At 70.8% G+C, this 24,212-nt stretch carries 23 protein-coding genes; 1 reads left to right on the top strand and 22 read right to left on the bottom strand.

Features of this window, described 5'->3' with window-relative positions:
* Nucleotides 1-69 precede the first annotated feature (69 nt).
* Nucleotides 70-207: an entericidin A/B family lipoprotein gene (locus AC4GYY_RS14060; RefSeq protein ID WP_491121462.1), complete on the top strand. Its 138-nt coding sequence runs from the start codon at nt 70-72 to the stop codon at nt 205-207.
* A gap of 72 nt (nt 208-279) precedes the next feature.
* Here AC4GYY_RS14060 and tatC read toward each other — a convergent pair whose 3' ends face one another.
* The 22 genes from tatC to AC4GYY_RS13950 form a co-directional block, all read right to left on the bottom strand.
* Nucleotides 280-1,044, bottom strand: a complete 765-nt coding sequence (gene tatC / locus AC4GYY_RS14055) for a twin-arginine translocase subunit TatC (RefSeq protein WP_491121460.1) — start codon at nt 1,042-1,044, stop codon at nt 280-282.
* Nucleotides 1,041-1,418, bottom strand: coding sequence for a Sec-independent protein translocase protein TatB (gene tatB / locus AC4GYY_RS14050; protein ID WP_491121458.1), 378 nt, complete (start codon nt 1,416-1,418; stop codon nt 1,041-1,043). Before tatB ends, tatC begins: the two co-directional genes overlap by 4 nt.
* Nucleotides 1,419-1,438: 20 nt before the next feature.
* The gene (locus AC4GYY_RS14045; RefSeq protein ID WP_491121456.1) at nt 1,439-1,681 is read right to left on the bottom strand and encodes a twin-arginine translocase TatA/TatE family subunit; all 243 of its coding nucleotides are present in this window, start codon (nt 1,679-1,681) and stop codon (nt 1,439-1,441) included.
* Nucleotides 1,682-1,710: 29 nt separating this feature from the next.
* The gene (scpB, locus tag AC4GYY_RS14040) at nt 1,711-2,286 is read right to left on the bottom strand and encodes an SMC-Scp complex subunit ScpB (RefSeq protein WP_491121455.1); all 576 of its coding nucleotides are present in this window, start codon (nt 2,284-2,286) and stop codon (nt 1,711-1,713) included.
* The gene (locus AC4GYY_RS14035) at nt 2,283-2,999 is read right to left on the bottom strand and encodes a segregation and condensation protein A (protein ID WP_491121453.1); all 717 of its coding nucleotides are present in this window, start codon (nt 2,997-2,999) and stop codon (nt 2,283-2,285) included. Before AC4GYY_RS14035 ends, scpB begins: the two co-directional genes overlap by 4 nt.
* Before the next feature lie 123 nt (nt 3,000-3,122).
* Nucleotides 3,123-4,127, bottom strand: coding sequence for a glycoside hydrolase family 3 N-terminal domain-containing protein (locus AC4GYY_RS14030; RefSeq protein ID WP_491122006.1), 1,005 nt, complete (start codon nt 4,125-4,127; stop codon nt 3,123-3,125).
* Between the two features lie 48 nt (nt 4,128-4,175).
* Complete coding sequence (locus tag AC4GYY_RS14025; RefSeq protein ID WP_491121451.1) at nt 4,176-4,907, bottom strand: SPOR domain-containing protein; 732 nt, start codon at nt 4,905-4,907, stop codon at nt 4,176-4,178.
* 3 nt (nt 4,908-4,910) lie between these two features.
* Nucleotides 4,911-6,635 (bottom strand): arginine--tRNA ligase, encoded by a 1,725-nt coding sequence (gene argS / locus AC4GYY_RS14020; protein ID WP_491121449.1) that lies wholly within the window; start codon nt 6,633-6,635, stop codon nt 4,911-4,913.
* A 44-nt stretch (nt 6,636-6,679) separates the two neighbouring features.
* Complete coding sequence (locus AC4GYY_RS14015) at nt 6,680-7,846, bottom strand: deoxyguanosinetriphosphate triphosphohydrolase (RefSeq protein WP_491121447.1); 1,167 nt, start codon at nt 7,844-7,846, stop codon at nt 6,680-6,682.
* Complete coding sequence (locus AC4GYY_RS14010; protein ID WP_491121445.1) at nt 7,843-10,311, bottom strand: SPOR domain-containing protein; 2,469 nt, start codon at nt 10,309-10,311, stop codon at nt 7,843-7,845. The genes AC4GYY_RS14015 and AC4GYY_RS14010 overlap by 4 nt, the downstream gene beginning before the upstream one ends.
* Nucleotides 10,312-10,420: 109 nt before the next feature.
* Nucleotides 10,421-11,908 (bottom strand): cell division protein FtsZ, encoded by a 1,488-nt coding sequence (gene ftsZ / locus AC4GYY_RS14005; protein ID WP_491121443.1) that lies wholly within the window; start codon nt 11,906-11,908, stop codon nt 10,421-10,423.
* A 121-nt stretch (nt 11,909-12,029) separates the two neighbouring features.
* The gene (gene ftsA / locus AC4GYY_RS14000; RefSeq protein WP_491121441.1) at nt 12,030-13,283 is read right to left on the bottom strand and encodes a cell division protein FtsA; all 1,254 of its coding nucleotides are present in this window, start codon (nt 13,281-13,283) and stop codon (nt 12,030-12,032) included.
* 25 nt (nt 13,284-13,308) lie between these two features.
* Entirely contained in the window at nt 13,309-14,229 is a 921-nt protein-coding gene (locus tag AC4GYY_RS13995) for a cell division protein FtsQ/DivIB (RefSeq protein ID WP_491121439.1), read from the bottom strand.
* Nucleotides 14,226-15,161 carry a D-alanine--D-alanine ligase gene (locus AC4GYY_RS13990; RefSeq protein ID WP_491121437.1) on the bottom strand — a complete coding sequence of 312 codons (936 nt, stop codon included), beginning with the start codon at nt 15,159-15,161 and terminating at the stop codon, nt 14,226-14,228. The genes AC4GYY_RS13995 and AC4GYY_RS13990 overlap by 4 nt, the downstream gene beginning before the upstream one ends.
* A 148-nt stretch (nt 15,162-15,309) precedes the next feature.
* The gene (gene murB / locus AC4GYY_RS13985; protein WP_491121436.1) at nt 15,310-16,245 is read right to left on the bottom strand and encodes a UDP-N-acetylmuramate dehydrogenase; all 936 of its coding nucleotides are present in this window, start codon (nt 16,243-16,245) and stop codon (nt 15,310-15,312) included.
* Nucleotides 16,236-16,430: a hypothetical protein gene (locus tag AC4GYY_RS13980; protein WP_491121434.1), complete on the bottom strand. Its 195-nt coding sequence runs from the start codon at nt 16,428-16,430 to the stop codon at nt 16,236-16,238. Before AC4GYY_RS13980 ends, murB begins: the two co-directional genes overlap by 10 nt.
* Nucleotides 16,427-17,833, bottom strand: a complete 1,407-nt coding sequence (murC, locus tag AC4GYY_RS13975) for a UDP-N-acetylmuramate--L-alanine ligase (RefSeq protein ID WP_491121432.1) — start codon at nt 17,831-17,833, stop codon at nt 16,427-16,429. Before murC ends, AC4GYY_RS13980 begins: the two co-directional genes overlap by 4 nt.
* A 142-nt stretch (nt 17,834-17,975) precedes the next feature.
* On the bottom strand, nt 17,976-19,121 hold the full coding sequence (murG, locus tag AC4GYY_RS13970) for an undecaprenyldiphospho-muramoylpentapeptide beta-N-acetylglucosaminyltransferase (RefSeq protein WP_491121430.1): 1,146 nt from the start codon (nt 19,119-19,121) through the stop codon (nt 17,976-17,978).
* On the bottom strand, nt 19,118-20,359 hold the full coding sequence (locus AC4GYY_RS13965; protein WP_491121428.1) for an FtsW/RodA/SpoVE family cell cycle protein: 1,242 nt from the start codon (nt 20,357-20,359) through the stop codon (nt 19,118-19,120). Before AC4GYY_RS13965 ends, murG begins: the two co-directional genes overlap by 4 nt.
* The gene (murD, locus tag AC4GYY_RS13960; RefSeq protein ID WP_491121426.1) at nt 20,356-21,771 is read right to left on the bottom strand and encodes a UDP-N-acetylmuramoyl-L-alanine--D-glutamate ligase; all 1,416 of its coding nucleotides are present in this window, start codon (nt 21,769-21,771) and stop codon (nt 20,356-20,358) included. Before murD ends, AC4GYY_RS13965 begins: the two co-directional genes overlap by 4 nt.
* Nucleotides 21,768-22,838: a phospho-N-acetylmuramoyl-pentapeptide-transferase gene (gene mraY / locus AC4GYY_RS13955; protein WP_491121424.1), complete on the bottom strand. Its 1,071-nt coding sequence runs from the start codon at nt 22,836-22,838 to the stop codon at nt 21,768-21,770. The genes murD and mraY overlap by 4 nt, the downstream gene beginning before the upstream one ends.
* Nucleotides 22,838-24,211 (bottom strand): UDP-N-acetylmuramoyl-tripeptide--D-alanyl-D-alanine ligase, encoded by a 1,374-nt coding sequence (locus AC4GYY_RS13950; RefSeq protein WP_491121422.1) that lies wholly within the window; start codon nt 24,209-24,211, stop codon nt 22,838-22,840. The genes mraY and AC4GYY_RS13950 overlap by 1 nt, the downstream gene beginning before the upstream one ends.
* Nucleotide 24,212: the final 1 nt, after the last annotated feature.

The following is a 24,212-nucleotide window of genomic DNA, read 5'->3' as shown; positions in this document are numbered from 1 at the left end:
TCATGCTGCCCCGCGGAACGTTCGTTTCGCCCGCGCATTGGTGAGCCGCAATCCAGTGGAGGACAGAAGATGCGCAAGATCATGGGAATGCTGGTGGTCGCCGGCGCGCTGCTCACGGCCGCGTGCAACACCGTCGCCGGCGCGGGCAAGGACGTCTCGTCCGCGGGTGACGCCGTTTCGAACACCGCGAACGACGTCGCGCACTAAACGAGGCGATCGCGACCGCGGGTTCTCCCGCTGAACGAATGGGCGGCGAACCGACGGGTTCGCCGCCCTTCTCTATTCAGCGACCACCGCTTCGCGGCTGCGCTTGCGCTCGGTGAACCAGATGCCGATGATGGCCGCTTCGTAGAGGATGATCAGCGGAACGGCGAGCAGCACCTGGCTCATCAGATCGGGCGGGGTCAGCACCGCGGCGATCGCGGTCGCGCCGACGATGGCGTAGCGCCGGGCGCCGATCAGCTGCTTGCGGGTCACGATCCCCGCCCGCTCGAGCAGCATCAGCAGGACCGGCAGCAGGAAGGCCAGCCCGAACCCGAACAGGAACTGCATGATGAACGACAGGTAGTTGCCGATCGCCGGCAGCGCCTGCTGGTTGACGCCGCCGACATTCCCCTGAAAGCCGAGCAGGAAGTGCAGCGCGAGCGGGAGCGCGACATAATAGGCCATCGCCGCGCCGCCGACGAACAGGATCGGCGTCGCGAACAGGAACGGCAGCAGCGCACGCTTCTCCTTGCGGTACAGGCCGGGCGCGACGAACTGCCACAGCTGGTTCGCGATCACCGGAAAGGCGAGCATCATCGCCGCGAAGAACGCGACCTTCACCTTGACGAAGAAGGCCTCGAACAGCTGGGTGTAGATCAGGGTCTTCTGGCCTGCGCGAAGCAGCGGCTGGACCAGGAAGGCGAAGATGTCTTCCGCAAAGTAGTAACTCACCGCGAAGGCGATCGCGATGGCGGCGATGCAATAGAGCAGACGGCGGCGCAGCTCGACAAGATGGTCGAGCAGGGGGGCGCGGCTCGCCTCGATCTGGTCGTCGCTCACGAGTTCGCCTTGTCGACGGTGTCCGCGTCGGGCGCGACCGGCGGCGACGCGGGCACGACCGTCGGCTGCTCGACCATCACCGGCGTGACCTCATCCCCCTGCGGCATTGCCGCCCAATCGGGTTCGGGACGGCCGGTGGGCGGATGCTCGCGCATGATGCGCGCATTCTCCGCCGCCCACTTCTTCTCCATTTCCTCGAGCTCGGCCTCGCGCACCATCGCATCGAAGCCCGAGCGGAACTGGCGCGCGACGCCGCGGGCGCGGCCGACCCAGTAACCGACGACCCGCATTGCCTTGGGCAGATCCTTGGGGCCGATCACCACCAGCGCCACCAAGGCGACGAGCAGGAGCTCGGACGAGTCGATACCGAACATAAGCGTGAGTCAGCGCGCGGTCAGCGGTCCTCGCGCAGCGGCTCGCGGACCTTGTTGCCGTCGCGGTCGAACGCGGGCTCGGCGGCCGTCTGCGCCTCGATCCGCGGCGAGGGCTTGATCTCGTCGTCCTCGGACATGCCCTTCTTGAAGTTCTTCACACCCTTGGCGACATCCCCCATCAGACTGGAGAAGCGCCCGCCGCCGAGCAGCAGGATCGCGACCACCGCGAGGACGAGCAGGTGAATGGGGCTGAAGCCGCCCATGACAGGTCTCCCAAGAACTTCGGCGATATCTAGGCGTCTGCATCGCTTATTACCACCGCGACTTGCGTGCGTGCGGTCTCGGCCGGATCGAGCAGCCCGGCGGCGCGCAGGTCGTCCAGCCCGGGCAGGTCGCGGCGGCTCGCGAGGCCGAAATGGCGGAGGAACTCGGGCGTGGTCGCGTAGGTGAGCGGACGGCCGGGCGCCTCGCGCCGCCCCGCGGGGCGGATCCAGCCCGCCTCCATCAGCACGTCGAGCGTGCCGGCCGAGACGGCCACGCCGCGGATCGCCTCGATCTCGGCGCGGGTGACCGGCTCATGATAGGCGACGATCGCCAGCGTCTCGACCCCGGCGCGGCTGAGGCGGCGCACCTCCTCGCGGTCGCGGCGCAGCACGTGGGCGCAGTCGGCCGCGGTCTGGAAATGCCAACGCCCGGCGCGCTCGACCAGCTCGATCCCGCGTCCGGCATAATCGGCCTGGAGGCTGCGAAGGGCGGCGACGACATCCCCCTCCCCGACATGGGCACGGATGCCGTCGGGAGTCAGCGGCTCGGTCGCCGCGAACACCACCGCCTCGACCGCGCGGGCGAGATCGTCCGGCGGGCTCATGTCGCGCGCAGATAGAGCGGGGCGAAGGCGTCGTGCTGGCGCAGTTCGGCCCGGCCCTGCTTGGCGAGCTCAAGCGCGGCGAGGAACGAGGAGGCGAGCGCCGAGCGGCGGAGCCGATCCGACCCGGGCGGCAGGAACGACTCGAGCACCGCCCAGTCGAGCCGCGCGCCGAGCAGCGCCGAGACACGGTCCAGCGCGGTCTCGAGCGTCATCACTTCGCGGTCCGGGACGACGTGCATGACCGGGCGGGTGCGCGCGCTGACCTGGCCGTAGGCGGCGATCATGTCGTAAAGCGTCGCCTGCCACTTCGGCGTGCGGACCGCGCGCAGCCCCTCCGGCGCGGCGCGGAGGAAGACGTCGCGGCCGATGCGGTCGCGTGCCATCAGCCGTGCGCCCGCCTCGCGCATTGCGCCGAGCCGTTCGAGCCGAATCTGGAGGCGGAGCGCCAGGTCCTCGGGATCGGGGTCTGCCTCGGGCTCGCGGGGCAGCAGGAGCGCGGATTTGAGATAGGCGAGCCAGGCCGCCATCACGAGATAGTCGGCGGCGAGTTCGAGCCGGAGCGCCGCCACCTCTTCGATGAAGGCGAGATACTGGCGGGCGAGCGCGAGCACCGAGATCTCGCGCAGATCGACCTTCTGCTGGCGGGCAAGCCCGAGAAGGAGATCGAGCGGCCCCTCCCAGGCGCCGAGATCGAGGGTGAGGGTCTCATCCACGTCCAGCAGGGTAGCGGGGTCGGCGGGCGAGACAAGTTGCGCGGACTGACGCCGGTCACTCGGCATATTGGGAGACAGCGACCGATGCGGGTCCGGCGTCCGACAGGTCCTCGATTGCCGTCCTCAGGTCAGCGCGAGCAGCACGTCGCGCTTGGCGACCAGCGCGGCGAAGTCGCCCTGCCCTGCCGCCCGCGCGGCCATCGCTCGGTCGAGGCGCGCGCGGGCGGCGTCGGTGATCTCGGGAACGCGCCCGGCGATCTCGATCATCTCGGGCATCCGCGCCCAGCAATCGAGCGCGAGGTCGCAGCCCGCGGCGATCGCCCCCGCCGCCTTCTCGCCGGCGGTGCCGGTCAGCGCCTTCATGTCGATGTCGTCGGTCATCAGCAGGCCATCGAAGCCGATGCGGCCGCGGATGATGTCCGCGATCACGGTGGGGGACAGCGTCGCGGGGTGCTCCGGATCCCAGGCGTCGAAGACGATATGACTGGTCATCCCCATCATCGCCCGCCCCGCCAGCGCGCGAAAGGGCGCGAGGTCGTCCTCCAGCTCGGCGTCGGGGGCGGTGACGGTGGGGAGGTGGTGGTGGGTGTCGACGATCGCGCGACCGTGGCCAGGCATGTGCTTCATCACGCCGATCACTCCGCCATCGGCGAGCCCTTCGAGCACGGCGCGACCCAGCGCGGCGACCCGTAGCGGCTCGCGGCCGTAGGCGCGGGTGGTGATGGCGTCGGTCGTGTCGTCGCGCGCGACGTCGAGGAGCGGAAGGCAGTTCACCGTCACGCCGACCTCCGACAGCATCAGCCCGAGCGCGTGGGCATTCGCGCGCGCGGCCTCGATCGCGGAGATCGGCGCAAGGTCGTAGAGGCGGTCGAAAGCGGGGCCGGCGGGAAAGGGCGGCCATTCGGGCGGCTGCATCCGCGCGACCCGCCCGCCCTCCTGGTCGATCAGGATCGCGACGTCGTCGCGGCCTTCGAGATCACGGAGCGAGTCGGTGAGGGCGAGCAGCTGTGCGCGGTCGACCACGTTGCGGCGGAACAGGATGTAACCGGCCGGTCGAGCGTCGAGGAAGAAGGCGCGCTCGTCGGGGGTGAGCGCGGGGCCGGCAAGGCCGAAGATCGCGGGAAGCATGGGGGCGTCTAACACTGCCTCTCCATGCGGAGGAGGGCAATTAGTCGATCAGCTCGTGACGAAACACCCCTCACCCGCGACCTTGAGCCGCCCGCAGACATCCGCCGCCGCACCCGCGCCGCCCGCGTCGACGCGGAGGCGATAGACCGTGCGGCCGCCGACCGTGGCCGGGACGACCTGCTTGCCGAGCGTCGCGACATAGCCGAAGCGCTTGGCGACCGCGCTCCAGGCGGCGTTCGCCGCGCTTTCGGTCGGGTAGGCGCCGAGCTGGACCAGCCGTCCGCCCGAGCCGGCGCCGGGCACGTTCGCGCGGGGCGGCGCCATCGGCGGCGCGGCGGCAAGCCGGCCGCCAGAGGCAGGGACGGTCGCCGACGCCTTGGTCGCGCCCGCATTCGCGGGAGCGTTCTGAGCGGGGGCGCGCCGGCCGGTGATCGGCGTTTCGGGCACCGCCTTCAGGTCGATCGCCGAATCGCCCGCCTTGCCCGCGCTGGTCGCGATGGCGGCGTCGCCCTCGCCGTTGACCTTGAGCCCGCCCGGATCGTCGGGCCTGACCTTATAGTCGCCCTCCTGCGCGGCGATCAGATCGCCGCGGCCGTCGGTCGCGGGCGCGGGCCCCTTGAGGCGGAACCAGGCGAAGGCGGCGGCGGCGACCAGCGCCAGCCCGATCAGCACGGCAACGACGACGCGCCAGGCGCCGGGGCCCTCCTCCTCGTCGGGCTCGACCGTCTCGAGCCACGGAAGCCGGTCCTCGTCACGCAGGTCGATCTCGTCGGCCGCCATCTCTTACATCTCCGCAACCGCCACCACGCCCATGATGGCGAGTCCGTTGCGGATAATCTGCGCGACCGCGTCCGCCAAGAACAGACGTGCAGCGGTCACGGGGAGGTCGTCGGGGAGCAGGAAGCGCCGGTCGGGCCGGTCGTTGCCGACGTTCCACAACGCATGAAACTCTGCTGCCAAGTCGTTGAGGAAGAAAGCGATCCGGTGCGGCTCACGCGCCGTCGCCGCGCCCTCCACCACCCGCGGAAACTGCGCTGCGAGCTTCACCAACGCGAGATCCTCCGTATCAAGCCGGGACAGATCGGGCGCGCCGAGCGAAAGATTCCCGTCGGCGACGCGGCGGTGGAGCGACCGGATGCGCGCATGCGCATATTGGACGTAGAAGACGGGGTTGTCACGCGACGCCTCGACCACCTTGGCGAAGTCGAAGTCCATCTGCGCGTCGGCGCGCCGGGTGAGCATCGTGAACCGGACGACGTCCTTGCCGACCTCGCGCACCACATCGGCAAGCGTGACGAAATTGCCGGCCCGCTTGGACATTTTGACCGGCTCGCCGGCGCGGAGCAGGCGGACCATCTGGATCAGCTTGACGTCGAAACGGGTCTTGCCGTCGGTCAGCGCCGCGACCGCGGCCTGAATGCGCTTGACGGTGCCGGCGTGGTCGGCGCCCCAGATGTCGATCAGCTCGTCGGCCGACTGCGCCTTCTGGTAATGGTAGGCGAGGTCGGCGCCGAAGTACGTCCACTGGCCGTTCGACTTCCTGATCGGCCGGTCCTGATCGTCGCCGAACCGGCTGGAACGGAACAGCGGCAGCTCGACCGGCTCCCAATCGTCGGCGATCTCGCCCTTGGGGGCTTCGAGCACGCCGTCGTAGACGAGGCCGCGGGCCCGCAGCTCGGCCTCCGCCGCCTCGGGCTTGCCCGCCGCCTGAAGCTCGGCCTCGGACGCGAACAGGTCGTGGTGGATGCCCAGCAGCGCGAGGTCCTCCTTGATGAGGACGAGCATCGCCGCGACCGCCTTGGTGCGAAACAGCGCGAGCCACGTGCTCTCGGGCGCTGCGGCGTAACGGTCGCCGAACTCGGCGGCGAGCGCCTGGCCGACGGGGACGAGATAGTCGCCGGGGTAAAGCCCCTCGGGAACCGCGCCGACCTCCTCGCCAAGCGCCTCGCGGTAGCGCAGGTGCGCGGAGCGGGCGAGGACGTCGACCTGGCCGCCGGCATCGTTGACATAATATTCGCGGATGACCCTGTGGCCGGTGAACTCGAGCAGCGACGACAGCGCGTCGCCGACCACCGCGCCGCGACAATGGCCCATGTGCATCGGGCCGGTCGGGTTGGCGGAGACATATTCGACGTTGACCGTGCGCCCTCGCCCGGTCTGCGAACGGCCGTAGTCGCCCGCGGCGGCGTGGATCGCGGTCAACTCGCCGCGCCAGCTGTCGTCGGTCAGCGTGAGGTTGATGAAGCCCGGGGCGGCGACCGAGGCGGCGATCACCTCGCCCAGCGCCGACAGCTCGGCGACGAGCTTTTCGGCGAGCGCGCGCGGGTTGGTCTTCGCCGGCTTGGCGAGGACCATCGCGGCGTTGGTCGCGAGATCGCCGTGGCTTGCGTCGCGCGGCGGCTCGAGCGTGACGTTGCGACGGTCGAGGTCGGCGGGAAGGTCGCCGGCGGCGACGAGCCGGTCGAGCGCGGCGTCGACGTGCGCGGCGAAACGGGAGAGAAGGGTCATGGGCGGGCGGATAGCGGAGGCCGCCGCATCCGTCACCCCAGCCGTCAGAACCCTTCGGGCAGGTCGATCGGGCCGACGACCTCGCGGTAGCGGGCGATCGCGTAGAGATCGGTCATGCCCGCGATGAAATCGGCGATGTGCCGCGCGCGCCACGGCTGCTCCCCCGGGAGCCGGTCGCGCCAGCCGTCGGGCAGCCGAACCGGGTCGGCGGCATAAGCGTCGAACAGGCCGGCGACCACGACCCGCGCCGCCTCCGCGGCGGCGATCTGACGGGGGTGGTGGTAGAGGTTGGCGTACATGAAGCGCTTGAGATCGCGCTCGGCAGTGCGCATCGCGGGCGAGAAACGGACGAGCGGTGCGCCCGCGCCGCGGACGTCGTCGGCGCTCCCGACCCCGCTCGCGGCGATCGCGGCGCGGGTCTCGGCGAGGAGATCGTTCACCATCGCCCCGATCTGGGTGCGGGTCAGCTCGCCGATCAGCCGCTCGGGCGCATGATCGGGCAGGCGCGCCCGCACCTTGTCCCACTGCTCCGCGACCAGAGGCACCGTCAGGACCTGATCGAGCGTCAGCAGCCCGGCGCGCAGGCCGTCGTCGATGTCGTGATTGTCATAGGCGATGTCGTCGGCGAGCGCGGCGACCTGCGCCTCGAGGCTCGCGTGCGTCGCCAGATCGAGCGGGAACTGCGTATCCGCTTCGGCGAGCGCCCAGCCGGGCGACGCTTGCGGGCCGTTGTGCTTGGCCAAGCCCTCGAGCGTCTCCCAGGTGAGATTGAGCCCCTCCCAGCCCGGATAGGGCCGCTCGATCGCCGTGAGGGTGCGGAGCGTGTGGCCGTTATGGTCGAACCCCCCTGCCCCGCTCAGCGCAGCCCGGAGCGCGCCTTCGCCCGCATGACCGAAGGGCGGGTGGCCCAGATCGTGGGCGAGGCACAATGCCTCGGTCAGGTCCTCGTTGAGGCCCAACGCGCGCGCGATCGTGCGGCCGATCTGCGCGACTTCCAGGCTGTGGGTCAGACGGACGCGGAAATGGTCGCCGTCGGGCGCGACGAAGACCTGGGTCTTGCCGCGCAGCCGGCGGAAGCTGATCGAGTGGATCACCCGATCGCGGTCGCGCTGAAAGGCGTCGCGGGGGCCGCGGACGGCCTCGTTCTGTTCTTTGTGAAGGCGTCCTCTGCTGCGCGCCGGGTCACTTGCCCAGGGCGCGCGCACGCTCACTTGGGCGGCAGCTTCGTCAGCTTCTGACCCTTGTCGCTGGTGAAGGGAAAAGCGCTGACGCCCTGCTTGGCGAGTTGGTTGACGAAGGCGCGCGCCTCCGCATCGGTCTTGAACGGACCGGTGACGACCCGGTTGGTGGCACGCAGCGGCGTGCTGTACGCCGCCTTGCCCTTGAGCGCGGGAGTGCGCGACTGGACCGCGGACCACGCCTTGGGCAGGTCGCTCTCGTTCGCGCCGCCGGCGACCTGGACCCAGATGCGCGGCGGCTCGGCGGCGGACTTCTTGTCCTTCTCGGCAGGCGCGCGGGTGGCGGCGGTGCGCGACTTGCCCTTGCCGCTCGGAACGTCGTCGTCCTTTGCGGCGAGCGCACGACGGTCGCCTCGCCTGCCTCGGGTGACGGCGGGGGCGTCGGCGGCGGCGTCATCCTTGGCGGCGAGCGCGCGACGGTCGCCTCGCTTGCCGCGGGTGAGGGCCGGGGCATCGTCGGCGTCGTCCTTGGCGGCGACGCGGAGGTCGGCGCGTCGGCCGGAGCGGGTCCGCGTCGGCAGCGTCTCTGGCTCATCCGCGACGGCGGTCCGGGCGGTCGCGCCGCGCCGGCTGGAGCGGGTGGCGACGGGCGCCTCGTCCGGGATCGCAGCCGCGCCGCGAGCCCGCGAGCCGCGCCGGGCGGGGGCGGCGTCCGCCACCTCCACCGGCGCCGCCTTCGCGCGCAGCGGGATCGCCTCCGACGCGGCGGTCCGCCGGACCGCGACGCGCGCCGGCGCGGGCGAAGGGCGCGCGGCGACCGCCGCGGGCGCCGGCGGATCGGCCGTCGGCGGAGTCGCCGCGGGCGCGGTCGCCGCGCTGGCGACGACGGCGGCGGGCGGCGGCGCGATGCCGAGTTCGACCCCGGGGATCGTCAGCCCCTGGACGATCCGCGCGAGGATCGAGTCCTCGTTCGCGGCGAGCGGGGTCGGAGTCGACGACGCGACCGGTTGCGCCGCGACCTGAGTGGTCGAGGCAAGCAGCGGACTGGCCGAGGGCGCGATCGTCGTCGCGGCCACCTGTCCGGCAGGCGGCGTCGCCTGGATCGTCGTCGCCGGACCGACACCTGACACTGCCGTCGGCGGAGCGGTCGTGCTGGCCGCAAGGACCACGGGCGCGGGCGCCGGCCGGACCGCAGCGGGCGTCGGCGCCGGAGCCGCCGCGAGGACCGGCGCGGGCGTCGGCGCGACTCCGCCCGATGCGACCGGGACTGCGGTACGGGGAGTCGAAGCGGCGGCGCGCGGAGTCGCGCGGGCGCTTTGGCGCGTACGCTCCTGATCGAACCGTCCGGCGCGCTCGTAATCGGCCAGTGTCGCCTTCTGGATCGGATCGACGCCGGTGCGGGCGAATTGGATCGGTGCGGGCGACGACTTCAGCGCTTGCCCGTTGGGAACCGGCGTCGGCAGCGCGGTGGCGGTCCGTACGGGATCGGTCGGCGACTGGCCGGCGGCGCCGAAGCCGGGCGTCGCCGCGACAACCGCCGTCCCGGTTGGCGCGCGCGGCGCCTCAGCGGCTACCTCGACTCGCCCTCGGTCGGCCCGGCCGCGACCGCGCTTCGCGCGCGGGTTCTGCGGCAGCGAGGCGGGGACCACGATCCGGGTCGGCCGTGCGTCCGGATCGGGACCGAGCGCGGCGAGCACCGGGGTCAGCCGCGAGTCGGCGAGCCGCTGCGGCGTGGGACCGACCTCGCCGAAATGGACTGCGAACGCCTTGTCGACCGCGGAGAGGGTCGGCAACCGGGTGAAGAAGGGCGCGAGCCCCTGCGCGACGCCGCCCGGCATCATGCCCTGCGCGATCCGGTTCGCACCCGCGACGTCGCCGGTCATCGCCAGCACGAAGGCGCGCGCGCGCCATGCCGGACGATCGTTCCGCCGGGTGAGCGGCTCCAGCTGCTCGAACGCGCCGAGCTGGTTGCCGGAGATCGCGAGCGACAAGGCATAGCGACGGCGGACCTCGTCGTTGTCGCCGCTCTTCAGCGCGAGGCGGTAGTCGCGCTGCGCCCGCTCTTGTTCGCCGATCAGATCGTAGGCGAGGCCGCGGTCACCGGCGAAGGTGCGCGGATCGAGGCCGTAGCCGACCGCCTGATCGAAATAGCGCAGCGCCTCGCCCGGGCGCTCCTGCGTGACGAGGATGCGCGCCATGCCGGCCTTGACCCGGCCGTTCATCGGATCGACCTGCTCGGCGCGCTTGAACAGCGCCGCCGCGCCGCTGGCGTCCCCGACCTTGAGCGACAGCTCGCCCGCGGTGATCAGCGCGGCGAGATCCCGCGGATTGCCCGCGAGTTGGCGCATGGCATCGGCGAGCGCATCGGCGTCGGGAGTCGGCGCGGGCGCCATCTGCGGCGAATACGGCGGTGACGGGACTTGCGCGGTGGCCGGATGAGCGATGGCGAGCGCGCTCGTCACCGCCAAGGCGGACGCGAGGAATCGGGTACGGAACATCGGAAGCGCGACTAAGCCCAGACTGCGCGAAAGGGGCAAGAGGCGCTGCCCCCGCCCCGCGACGGACCGATCCGCCGCGGCGACGAGCGGGCAGGCGCCCGCCCGGATCTCACTGGTTGTTCTGGCGGTGAAGAAAGCGCGGGATGTCGAGCGGTTCCTTGTCCGCCGACTCGTCGTCGCGCGGCGCGCCACGGCTGGCGTTCTGCATCCGCTCGAACAGCGTGCCGCCCAGCTTGACGCGGGGCTGCGGCGGGGTCGGCTCGGCGGCGACCGCCTCGTCGCTGCCGCTCGCGAGCCAGCGGCGGCGGCCGGTGCCCTCCGTCGACCCGACCGACGGCGCGGGGCCGGTGTCGTCGAACACGCGCGTCTCCGCGACGGGCGCGGCCGGCGCGGGAATCATCGCCTCCGCGCCGAGGACGAGTTCGTCGCCCCCGTCAGCGTCTGCGGTCGCGACGGGGGCCACAGGCGCCGGTGCGGGCTGCTCGGGTTCGACCGGCTGTGCTGAGACAGCAGGTGCGGCGGCCGCCGTCGGCGCGGCGGCCGGGGACGCGGGCGCGGGATCGGCGCGGCGCGGCGCGGCGAAGGTGAAGCTGCGCGCGGTGTCGGCGGAGGCCGCCGGTTCGGCGCGGGTCTGCGCCTCGATCCCGGTCGCGACCACCGAGACGCGGATGCGGCCTTCCAGATCGGGGTTGAACGCCGAGCCCCAGATGATGTTGGCATCGGGATCGACCAGGTCGCGGATGTGGTTCGCCGCCTCGTCGACCTCGAGCAGGCGCATGTCCTCGCCGCCGGTGATCGAGATGATGACGCCCTTCGCGCCCTGCATCGACACGCCGTCGAGCAAGGGATTGGCGATCGCCTTCTGCGCGGCGACGAGCGCGCGGTCGTCGCCCTCGGCCTCGCCGGTACCCATCATCGCCTTGCCCATCTCCTGCATCACGGAGCGGACGTCGGCGAAGTCGAGGTTGATGAGGCCGGGCATGACCATCAGGTCGGTGATCCCGCGGACGCCCTGCTGGAGGACCTCGTCCGCCATCTCGAACGCCTGCTTGAACGTGGTGTTGGCGTTGGCGATCAGAAACAGGTTCTGGTTGGGGATGACGATGAGCGTGTCGACGTACTTCTGGAGCTCCTCGATCCCCTGATCGGCGCTCTTGGCGCGACGGTTGCCCTCGAAGCTGAACGGCTTCGTAACGACGCCGACGGTCAGGATGCCCATGTCGCGCGCCGCCTTGGCGATGACGGGCGCGGCGCCGGTGCCGGTGCCGCCGCCCATCCCGGCGGCGATGAAGCACATGTGCGCCCCCTCGAGCCGCTTGGACAGATCCTCGATCGTCTCCTCGGCGGCGGCGCGGCCGATCTCCGGACGGCTGCCCGCGCCGAGCCCCTGCGTGATCTTCGCGCCGAGTTGCACCTTCTGCGGCGCGTTCGACTGTTTGAGCGCCTGCGCGTCGGTGTTGGCGACGAGGAAGTCGACGCCCTGGACGTCGGCCCGCATCATGTTGGCGATCGCGTTGCCGCCAGCGCCGCCGACCCCGATGACGGCGATCCGGGGGGTCAGCTCATCCGCCTCGGGCGCCAGGAACTCGATGCTCATCGCTCTCAAATCTCCGCAAAGAGGCGCTTCCACTTACTCCGGCGCGACCCTTGTTTCACCGTTGTGCAACATCCCCCGGGTGCTTGCCAGTCCTCAATGGGACCGAAAAGCGCCCGATCGGTCAATAATTCGCCCGCGCCGCCTGGATCAGCCGGCGGATCGCCTTGAATCCCTTGGCCTTGTGGACGGTGGTGGTCTGGGGGACGAGCCCGCGCAGGTCGATCGGATCGGCGGCGGCGAAGAAGGCGAGCCCCGCGAGCGTCGCGAAGCCCGGTCCCGAATGCGCCTCGGGCAGCCCGGTCAGCCCGCGCGGACGGCCGATCCGAACCGAGCGGCCGAGCGCCTGCTGCGCGTAATCGGCGACGCCCTTCAGCTCGGCGCCGCCTCCGGTCAGCACGACCTGACGACCGACAGGGCCGTCGAACTTCAGCTCGGTCAGCGCAGCCCCGACCTCCTTCATGAGGACTTCGAGCCGCTGACGGATGACGCCGATCAGCGCCGCCTTGGTGATCTGGGTCGCGTCGGCGTCGTCGTCGGCGGTGCGGATCGTCACCATCTCGTGGTTGTCGCGGGGGGAAGCGTTGGCCGAGCCGTGAAAGCATTTCACCCGCTCGGCCTGGCCGCGGGTAGTACCGAAAGCGCTGGCGATATCGTCGGTGATGTCCGCCGCGCCGAACGGGATCGACTTGAGCCCGACGAGCATCCCGCCGGCGAACAGCGAGACGTTGGTGTTGCCCGCGCCGATCTCGACCAGCGCGACGCCGAGGTCACGCTCCTCGTCGGAGAGGCACGCATAGCCGGTCGCGATCGGGGCGGCGATGATCGCCTTGGTCTCCAGATGCGCCGAGCGGACGCACAGGTCGAGGTTGCGCACCGGCGAGCCGTCGGCGGCGATAACGTGGATGTGGACCCCCAGCCGGTCGGCATGGAGTCCGAGCGGCTTCTTCACGCCCGTAAGCCCGTCGAGCGTGTAGAGCGCGGGCTGGGCGTGGAGCACCATCCGACCCTGCGGATCGATCGACTGGCGGCCCTCCGCCAGGAGCGCGTCGATGTCGGCCTGTTCGATCCGGTGGCCGCCGAGCTCGACTTCGATGAACGCTTCGTCGCTGACGAGCCCGCCGGCGGAGAAGCCCGCCCAGACGTTCTCGATGTTCAGCCCCGCGATCCGCTCCGCCTGCTCGACCGCCTCGCGCACCGCGACCTCGGTCGCCGCCATGTCCGCGATATATCCGCGCTTGACGCCCTTCGATTCGCGCTGGCCGGTGCCGAGCACGATCAACTCGCCGCCGTCGCCCTTTTGCGCGATCATCGCCGAGATCTTCGACGAGCCGATGTCGAGGGCGGTGATCAGTCCTTCCGGTGCCGCTTTCGCCATTGTCCTTGCCCCTGTTACGCGCCGTTCACGCCGCATCCGTCGCTGCCGTCTCGATCTTCGCCGGCGCGGTCTCCGCGCCGCCCACGTCCGGGATGGCGTGGAGGTCGCCGCCGTTCGGTTTCCTCGCCACCAGCTTGGTCGGATCGCGCAGGTCGAAGCGGAGCCAACCCTTGCCGAGCAGCGGCGAGGTGCGGTCCATCTCGGCGAACTTCATCAGCGCCGCGGGCGCGCCGTCCTGCGGCAGTGCCAGCGTCTCGCCGCTCTGGAAGGTGATGTCCCAGCGGCGATTCCCGACCCAGGCCGCCGCCTTGACCTTGCCCCGAAGCGACGGCGCGGCGGCCATCAGCTTCTGGTAGGCGGGCTCCTGCCTGTCGGCGCCCGGGCCGATCACGAACGGCAGGTCGGGCATCCGGTTGGCGTCGACCGGCTCGAGCAGCACGCCATCCTTGTCGATCAGCGTCAGTTGGCCCTGGTCCTGCCACACCGCGGCGGGTTCGCGCTCGACGATATCGACCAGGAGCGTGTCGGGCAGGCGGCGCGAGACGCGCGCATCGGCGATCCAGCCGTATTTGAGGAGCTTCTCCCGCACGCCGGCGAGGTCGACCAGCGGCATCGCGCGGCTCTGCTGATCGAGCGCGACGGCGTAGACGCTCATCCGGTCCATCCGCTTGAGACCGGTGATCTGGATCTGCTCGACGCGCAGCCCCGCCTCGCCCGCGCCTTCGGCGAGCGCCTGTCCGGCCGCGCCCGGAATGCCGAGCACGACCGCCGCCGTGATCGCACCCGCGCCGACGACGCCGAGGATCGCCCAGGTCGCGGCCTTGCGCAGCGTGTCGTGGCTGACCGGGAGATGCGTCAGGATGCGGTCGCCGAGCGACGGCTTCTTCACGGGCCGCTTCTTGACGACGCGCCGGGGCGGTGGTCCACGCTTGATGGTGGCGCTCATGGCTTGGGATCCTTGAGGGCTTGAACGACGATCGCCTGGACGAGGTCCGGGTAGCTCATCCCGTTGTGGCGGGCCTGTTCTGGGACGAGGCTGAGCGGCGTCATCCCGGGCTGGGTGTTGACCTCGAGCAGGAACAGGCCGTCGACCCCGCGCTCGTCGTCCCAGCGGAAGTCCGAGCGCGAGCAGCCGCGGCAGCCGAGCGCCCGGTGCGCCTGGAGCGCGATCGTGTTGCACGCCGCGGCGATCTCGTCGGGGATCGGCGCGGGGTAGAGGTGCTCGGTCATGCCGTCGGTGTATTTGGCGTCGAAGTCGTAGAAACCGCTCTTCGGGCGGAGCTCGGTGACGCCGAGGGCGCGGTCGCCGAGGACGGCGGTGGTCAGCTCGCGACCGCGGACATAGGGCTCGGCGAGCAGCTCGTCGAACTCCTGCCAGGGGCCGGCGACATCCCGCCCGATCGGCGTACCGTAATTGCCGTCCGCGGTGACGATGGCGATGCCGACCGACGAGCCTTCGTTGACGGGCTTCAGCACATAGGGCCGCGCGAGCGGATCGCCCTCGAACAGGTCGGCCGACTTGACGATGCGGCCGCCGGGCATGGGGATGCCGTGCGGGACCAGCGCCTGCTTGGTCAGCACCTTGTCGATCGCGATCACCGAAGTGGCGAGGCCCGAGTGGGTGTAGGTGAGGCCGAGGATATCCATGAGGCCCTGGATCGAGCCGTCCTCGCCGGGGGTGCCGTGGAGCGCGTTGAAGACGACGTCGGGCTTCGCCTCGACGAGCCGCTGGGCGACGTCGCGGTCCATGTCGATCCGGGTGACCCGGTGGCCAAGCGACTCGAGCGCATCGGCGACCCCCGCCCCGGAGGTGAGCGAGACCGAGCGCTCGGCGGACCAGCCACCCATGAGAACGACGATGTGGAGTGGGGTGGTCACAAAATCCTCCCCGGGACGGGGAGGTGGCGAGCGCAGCGAGACGGAGGGGGCCCGCCACGGGCGACTCGCTTACGGCGAGCCCCCTCCACCACTCGCTGAATGCTCGTGGTCCCCCTCCCCGTCCCGGGGAGGATTTGAACAGCCGCGCTCACGTCGCCACCCCCACGCGCTGGATTTCCCATTCGAGATCGACGCCACTCCGCGCCTTCACGCGCTTCCGTACCTCTTCGCCCAGAGCCTCGATGTCGGCGCTGGTGGCATCGCCGGTGTTGAGCAGGAAGTTGGTGTGCTTCTCGCTGACCTGCGCGCCCCCCCGCGTCAGCCCGCGGCAGCCGGCTTGGTCGACGAGTTGCCACGCCTTGTGGCCTTCCGGGTTCTTGAAGGTCGAGCCGCCGGTCTTGCTGCGCAACGGCTGCGAGGCTTCGCGGCTGGCGGCGATGCGGTCCATCTCGGCCTGTATCGCCTCGGGCTGACCGGGGCGGCCGCGGAAAATGGCGCTCACCACGATCGCACCGTCGGGCAGATCGGAATGGCGGTAGGTGTAGCCGAGCGCCTCGCGCGTCAGCGTCCGCCGCGCGCCGTCGCGCAGGATCACCTCGCACTCGACCAGTACGTCGGCGGTCTCGCGGCCGTAGGCGCCGCCGTTCATCCGGACGAAGCCGCCGACGGTGCCCGGGATCGAGCGCAGGAACTCCAGACCCGCGATCCCGGCGTCGCGTGCGGTGGAGGAGACGAGGATGCCGCTCGCGCCGCCGCCGCACTTGAGTCGCGTGTCGTCGACCGCCTCGACTCGCGCGAACGGCTTGCCGAGCCGAATGACGACGCCGGGGACGCCGCCGTCGCGCACGATCAGGTTGCTGCCGAGCCCCAGCGCCATCACCGGCACCGCTGAGTCGAGCCCGGCGAGGAAGGCGGCGAGGTCGTCGGCGTCCTTGGGCTCGAACAGCCATTCGGCCGCGCCGCCCGATTTGAACCAGACGAGCGGTGCGAGCGGCGCGTCGGGGGTCAGCCGGCCGGCGACCGCGGGCATGACCGACACTTCGTCCTCCTCGACCAGCTGCTGGATGGCGGCGATCACATCCATCCCCACATGTTGGCCCATGCGACCCAGGCCCGGGCGTTCGCCTCGGCGACCTTGGCAGCGGCCCGCTGCGCCTCGACCGCCTGCGCGCCGACGTCGAGGACCGCCTGCGTGGCGTCGAGCTGGGCCTGTTGCGCGCGGATGATCTCCTTCTGGACCTCGACCGCGACGGAAAAGAAGTCGCTCATGCCTGCGTCTCCCGAATGGCGTCGGCAAGGCCGGCAGCCCATTTGGTGATGTCGCCCGCGCCGAGGCAGATCACCTGATCGCCCTCGCGCAGGCTCCCCGCGAGGGCCGCGGCGAGCGCGTCGGCGTCGGCGACCGTCGCGGCCGAGCGATGGCCCCGGCGCTTGAGGCCCTCGACCAGCGCGTCGGCGTCGACCCCCTCGATCGGCGCCTCGCCGGCGGCATAGACGGGCGCGACATAGACCTGATCGGCGTCGTTGAAGGCGGTCTGGAACTCCTCCATCAGATCGCCCAGTCGCGAGTAGCGGTGGGGCTGGACGACCGCGATCACCCTCCCCTTCGCCCCCTCGCGCGCCGCCGACAGCACCGCGCGGATCTCGACCGGGTGGTGGCCGTAGTCGTCGACGATCGTGGCTCCGGCGACCTCGCCGACGCGGGTGAACCGGCGCTTGACCCCGCCGAACGCCGCGAAACCGCGCTGGATCGTCGCATCGGGGATGCCCATCTCCAGCGCCACGCCGATCGCGGCGAGCGCGTTCTGGACGTTGTGGCGCCCGGGCATCGGCAAATGGATGTCCTCGATCGAGCGGGTCGAGCCGTCGCGGTGGCGGACGATCGCCTCGAACCGGTTGCCGCCGTCGGCGGGGACGACGTTGACCCCGCGCACGTCGGCCTGCGCCGAGAAGCCGTAAGTGACGATGCGGCGGTCACGGACGCGCGGCAGGATGTTCTGGACCTCGGCATGGTCGAGACACAGCAAGGCCGCGCCGTAGAAGGGCACGTTCTCGACGAACTCGACGAAGGCGTCCTTCACCCGGTCGAAGGAGCCATAGTGATCGAGGTGTTCGGGGTCGATGTTGGTGACCACCGCGATCGTGCCGTCGAGGCGGAGGAAGCTGCCGTCCGACTCGTCGGCCTCGACCACCATCCAGTCGCTCGCGCCGAGCCGCGCGTTCGAACCGTAGCTGTTGATGATGCCGCCGTTGATGACGGTCGGGTCGATCCCGCCGGCGTCGAGCAAAGCCGCGATCATCGAGGTCGTCGTCGTCTTGCCGTGGGTGCCGGCGACCGCGACGGTGGATTTCAGCCGCATCAGCTCGGCGAGCATCTCGGCGCGGCGGACGACCGGGATGCGGCGTTCGAGTGCGGCCTCCACCTCGGGATTGCCGCGCTTGATCGCGGTGGAGGTGACGACGACCGCGGCGGCGTCGAGATTGTCGGCGGAATGGCCGATAGCGACAGGGATGCCCTTCGCGCGCAGGCCCTCGACGACATAGCCTTCGGCGACGTCGCTGCCCTGCACGCTATAGCCGAGGTTCTTCATCACCTCGGCGATCCCGGACATGCCGATCCCGCCGATCCCGACGAAGTGGATCGTGCCGATGTTGGTCGGGACGCCGGTCATCGGAAATCCTCCCCGTTCACGGGGAGGTGGCAGCCCGCAGGGCTGACGGAGGGGGCGGGCCACAGGCGACGTCCGGGAGGAGAGCCCCCTCCGGCGCTGCGCGCCACCTCCCGGCGAGCGGGGAGGATTGAATTGGCTTCCCTCACGCGAACGCCTCCCGCCTCTGCGGCGCGCCGACGGGGAGCGCCGCCCTCGGCGCGTCGAGGCTCTCGACCAGATCGGCGAGATCGCGGGCGGCATCCGGCTTGCCGCAGGCCCGAGCGCGGCCGGCCGCGTTTTGCAGCGCCGCGGGATCGAGGCCAAGCTTCTGCATCTGCTTGGCCAGCTCGGCCGGTGTGAACTGCGGCTGCGGGATGACGCGCGCCCCGCCCGCCTTGACCAGCTCGCGCGCGTTCGCGGTCTGGTGGTCGTCGGTCGCGCCGGGCAGCGGCACGAGGATCGCGGGACGGCCGGCGGCGGTCAGTTCGCTGATCGTCGAGGCCCCGGCGCGGGCGATCACCAGATGCGCCCAGGCGAGCTGCTCGGGCAGGTCGGGGAGATAGGTGGCGAGATCGGCGGCGATGTCGAGCTCGGCATATTTGGCGCGGGCGGCGTCGATGTCCTCGATCCGCGCCTGATGCGTCACCTGGAGGCGGCGACGGAAGGTCGGGGGCAGCAAGGCGAGGCCGTCCGGCACCACTTGCGACAGCACGCTCGCCCCCTGCGAACCGCCGGTGACGAGGACACGGAAGATGCCGTCCTCGTCAAGCAGCGGAAAGGGCTTCGCGCGCAAGGCGAGGATGGCGTCGCGGACCGGGTTGCCGACATAGGCGACCTTGTCGGCGTAGCGCGGCGACAAGCGCTCGGTCTCGGCATAGCTGGTCGCGATCGCATCGACGCGGCGGGCGACGAGGCGGTTGACGCGGCCCAGCACGGCGTTCTGCTCGTGGACCGCGGTCGGGATCTTGTCCGCGAACGCCGCCGAAAGCGCCGGGAACGCGGGATAGCCGCCGAAGCCGATCACCGCCGCGGGCTTGAACGTGGCATAGAGTTCGCGCGCCATCGCCCGCCCGCGCCACATCTCGCGCGCAGCCTTAGCCCAGCCGACGGGTCCGCCGGCGAAGCGCCCGGCAGGGAGGACGTGGGTCTGCACCCCCTCGAACAGGCCGGGAAAGCGGACGCCGCGCGCATCGCTGACCAGCGCGACGCGGTGGCCGCGGCGGCCGAGTTCCTCGGCCAGCGCGGCGGCGGGGACCATGTGGCCGCCGGTGCCCCCGGCGGCGAGGACGAAGTGGCGGGGGCGGCTCACCGGGCCGCGCCCCAGCGGGTGACATACGGGCTGCGCATCAGGAACGGATTGCGCCGGGTGAAGGTCAGCAGCAACCCCATCCCGATCGACAGCGCGATCATCGACGAGCCGCCGTAGCTGATGAACGGCAGCGTCATTCCCTTGGACGGCGCGAGCCCGGTGTTGACCGCCATCGACACCGTCGCCTGCGCGCCGAACTGGGTGGCGAGCCCCGCGGCTGCGAGGAGCTTGAAGCTGTCCTGCTCGTCGAGGAGCTTGACGAAGACCCGGACGACGATCGCGAGGAAGAGGAGCGCAACGACCGCGCAGGCGATCAGCCCGAACTCCTCGCCGATCACCGAGAAGATGTAATCGGTATGCGCCTCGGGCAGCCCGAACTTGACGCGGCCGCCGCCGGGACCGGTGCCGGTCCAGCCGCCCGCGGTCAGCGTCGCGCGCGCGGCGTTGGTCTGGAAGTGGTCGGCGGCGCCCTCGCCCTCCAGACCGGGAAACAGGAAGGCGTCGATCCGCGCGCGGGCGGTGCCGTAGAAGATGTAAGCGGCGATCAGCCCGGCCGGCGCGAGGCTGACAAAGCCCGCGATCACCTTCACCGGCGTTCCCGAGATCATCAGCAGCGCCATCCACACCACGCAGAAGATGATGGTCTGGCCGAAATCGGGCTGGAGCATCAGCAGGCAGGCGATGAAGCCGGTGAGCCCGGCGGTGATCGTCACCACCGGCAGCTCGCTGTCCTTGGCGCGGAGCGATAGCAGCCAGGCGACAGTGACGATGAAGAGGGGCTTGAGGAACTCGGACGGCTGGAACTCGGCGATGCCGACCCCGATCCAGCGCCTCGCGCCATTGTGGCTCGCACCGATCAACGGAGCGACCGCAAGGCAGGCGAGGAACACGCCCGCGCCGAGCAGCGACAGCCGGCGCGCGAGCGTGACCGGCAGCATCGAGGTGATGAACAGGACGGGCAGCGACACCGCGACCCAGCCGACCTGCCGCCAGAAGTAGTAGAGCGGGGCGAACTTGTGGTGCTCGCCCGAATAGCGGACGGCGGTCGCGGGCGAGGCGGCGGCGACCGCGACGAGGCCGATCGCGAACAGCGCGAGCGTGAGCGAGAGCAACACGCGATCGGTGTCCCAGAACCAAGTGCCGAGCGGCGAGCGATCGACGCGACCGCCCCTCCCCTTGAGCCGGGCCTTGAGGCCCTTGGTGTCGGTGAACTCCGCGCTCACGGCCCCCTCGCTCACGCCAAGTCCTCCACTAGCTGACGGAACACCTGCCCCCGGTGCTCGTAATCGCGGAACTGATCGAAGCTCGCCGCCGCGGGCGAGAGCAGGACGACCTCGCCGCGCTGGGCGGCATGCGCAGCGCTCTTCACGGCGACGTCGAGCGTGACGGAGTGTTCGACCGTCTGCACCTTGTCGACGAGAATGTTTGCGAAAGCTGGGCCGGCTTCGCCAATCGCGTAGGCCGCCACGACATGGCCGAGGTGCGGCAGGCAGGCGTCGAGATCGTCGCCCTTGGCGCGCCCGCCGAGGATCCAGTGAACCCGCGGAAAGGCAGCCAGCGCGGGGGCGGTGGATTCGGGGTTGGTCGCCTTGGAATCGTCGTACCAGGTCACCCCGCCGAGCGTGGCGATGCGCTCCATCCGGTGCCGGAGGCCGGGGAAGGTCTCAAGCCCTTGCTCGATCACCTTGGGCTCAAGGCCGAGCTTCACGCAGGTGGCGATTGCGGCAGCCGCATTCTGCGCATTGTGCGCGCCTCGAAGGGCAGGCCAACGTGACTGATCGGCGACAGGATTACGGCCGATTAAGAAGGTCTGCTCACCGCGACCCGCCAAGCCATTCGCGATCCTGTTCGAGGCGTCGTCCATCACGCCAATGACGACGTCATGCTCCGCCGACTGCATCGCGAACAGCCGCGCCTTGCTCGCGGCATACGCCTCGAAACTGCCGTCGTAGCGGTCGAGGTGGTCCGGAGTGATGTTGAGCAGCACCGCGACGTCGCAGTCGAGCGTCCGTGTCAGATCGATCTGGTAGCTCGACAGTTCGAGGACGTAGACGCCGCCTGCCGGAAGCGGGTCCTGCGACAGGATCGGCACGCCGATGTTGCCGCCCATCAGCGCCGACACCCCCGCGGTCTTGAGGATATGGGTGACGAGCGCGGTGGTGGTCGACTTGCCGTTGGTGCCGGTGATGCCGACGACCTTGTGCGGCGGAAGTTCGGCGCGGGCCTGGGCGAACAGCTCGATGTCGCCGATGATCGGCACCCCCGCCGCCCGCGCCGCCGCGGCGAGCGGGTGAGTGTTGAGCGGGACACCGGGGGAGAGGATCAGGGCGTCGAACTTGGCGAGGTCGAGGTTGGCGAGGTCGGCGAGTTGCAAATCCTCCCCGGTACGCGGAGGGGGACCATCCGAAGGATGGTGGAGGGGGCCCGCCACGGGCGATGTCGCTTGGGGCGGAGCCCCCTCCACCACTCGCTGAATGCTCGTGGTCCCCCTCCCCGTTCCGGGGAGGATTTGATTGCGCCACCCCTCGTCCGCGTCCCACGCCACCACGCTCGCCCCGCTCGCCAGCAACGCCGCGACCGTCGCCGCGCCGGAGCGCGCCAGCCCCAGCACCGCGTAGCGCTTCCCAGCCCAGGCGTGGCTGGTGATCACCGCAGCTTCAACGTCGCGAGGCCCGCGAGCGCCAGCACGAACGCCACGATCCAGAAGCGGATCACGACGGTCGGCTCGCTCCAGCCGAGCTGTTCGAAATGGTGGTGGATCGGCGCCATGCGGAAGATCCGCCGGCCGGTGCGCTTGTACCAGAAGACCTGGATGATGACGGAGAGCGCCTCGACCACGAACAGCCCGCCGATGATCCCGAGCACGATCTCGTGGTGCGCCGCGACCGCGATCGTCCCCAGCGCGCCGCCGAGCGCGAGGCTGCCGGTGTCGCCCATGAACACCGCCGCCGGAGGCGCATTGTACCAGAGGAAGGCAAATCCCGCCCCGATCATCGCGCCCGTGAAGATGCCCAGTTCGCCGACGCGCGGAACATGGGGGATGCCGAGGTAATCGGCGAACTTCACGTTCCCCGCGACATAGACGATCACGGTGAAGGCGAGCGCGGCGATGATGACGGGCATGGTCGCCAGCCCATCCAGCCCGTCGGTCAGGTTCACCGCATTGCCGAACGCAACGATCGTGAAGGCGGCGAAGACCGGGAAGAACCAGCCGAGATCGACGTACCAGCGGTTGGTGAAGGGCAGGTACAGGTGCGATCCGTTCTCGATCATGATGATCGACGCCGCCGCGCCGGCAATGGCGAACTCCAGCAGCAGGCGAGTGCGGCCCGAGATGCCCGCGACGCTCGCTTTGCGCACCTTGTCGTAGTCGTCGAGGAAGCCGATCGCGCCGAAGCCGAGCGTGACGAACAGCCCCGCCCAGACGAACGGATTCGACAGGTCCATCCAGATCAGCACCGCGGCGGCGAGCGCGGTGAGGATCATCAGCCCGCCCATGGTCGGCGTGCCGCGCTTGGCGAGGTGGGTCTGCGGGCCGTCGGTGCGGATCGGCTGACCCTTGCCCTGGCGGACGCGGAGCCAGCCGATGAACTTCGGGCCGATGATCAGGCCGATCAGCAAAGCGGTCGCGATCGCCCCGCCCATCCGCACCGTCTGGTAGCGGAACAGGTTCAGAAGGCCGGGAAACCCCAGCTGTTGGGCGATCCAGTACAGCACTAACTCGTTCCCTTCAGGCCCGCGACGAGACGCGCGAGCCCCACTCCATTCGATCCCTTAACGAGAACCGTGTCGCCGGGCGCGAGCATCCCGGGCAGGAGTTCGAGCGCCTCCGCGGCGGTCGCCACATGGACGAGATCGACCCCTCCCTCAAGCGCCTCTGCGAGCGGCGCCATCGCTTCGCCGACCAGCAGCGCCCGTTCGACGCGGGCGTCCCGGACCGGCCCGGCGAGGTCGCGGTGATAGTCGGCGGAGCCTTCCCCAAGCTCACGCATCTCGCCCAGCACCGCGACATGGCGGCCCGGCTCCTGCGCCAGCACCGCGAGCGTCGCGCGCATCGAAGCGGGGTTGGCGTTGTAGCTCTCGTCGATCACGAGGACCTCACCGTCCCGGACCGGGATGGCGGTGCGCGCGCCGCGCCCGGCGAGGCCGCCGAGTTCGGCAAGCGCCAGTCCCGCCTGCGCCAGATCGGCCCCGACCGCGTCGACCGCGGCGAGCACGGCCAGCGCGTTGGACACCCAATGCGCGCCGGGCTGGGCGATCGTGAAGGAGAGTTCGCGTTCGCCGACGCGCGCGGTGACGAAGGTGCCGCCGGTCGCTGTCCGCATCGTCTCCAGCGGGCGGACGTCCGCGGCCTTGTCGGTGCCGAACGTCACGATCCGCTCGGCGTAGGGCCTCGCAGCCGCGATCAGGCGCTCGCGGTGCGGGCTGTCGTAGGGGACGATCGCGACGCCGCCCGGCTCCAGCCCGCGGAAGATCTCGCCTTTCGCGTCGGCGATCTGCCATTCGCCCTCGAAGAACTCGGTGTGCGCCGGCGCGATCGCGGTGACGATCGCGACGTGCGGGCGGACGAGCGTGGTCAGATGCGCGAGCTCGCCCGGATGGTTCATCCCCATCTCGAGCACGGCATAGCGCGTCGCCGCGGGCATCCGCGCCAGGCTGAGCGGGACGCCGGTGTGGTTGTTGTAGCTCTTGACGCTGCGGTGGGCCTCGCCGGGCACTGTGCGATCGAGACAGGCGTAGAGCGCCTCCTTAGTCCCGGTCTTGCCGACCGAGCCGGTGACGCCGATCACGCGGGCGTCGGTGCGCGCGCGGGCGGTGCGGGCGAGGCCTTCGAGCGCGGCGAAGGTGTCGGCGACACGGACGTTCGGCCCCCCGCATTCCTCGGAGACGATCGCGCCGCCCGCCCCTTGCGCGAAGACCTGACCGAGGAAGCGGTGCCCGTCGGTCGCCTCGCCCTTCAGCGCGATGAACAGATCGCCGGCCCGGACCTCGCGCGAGTCGAAGGTCACGCCGGTCGCGACGAACGGCGCGGACGCGACGCCCCCCGCGGCGGCGGCGATCTCGGCTGAGGTCCAGAGCGGCCGGGTCAAG

This window comes from Sphingomonas sp. SP6 (assembly GCF_058313435.1).
Note: the sequence above shows the minus strand (reverse complement) of the source record. Positions and strands in the feature narration are given on the sequence as shown.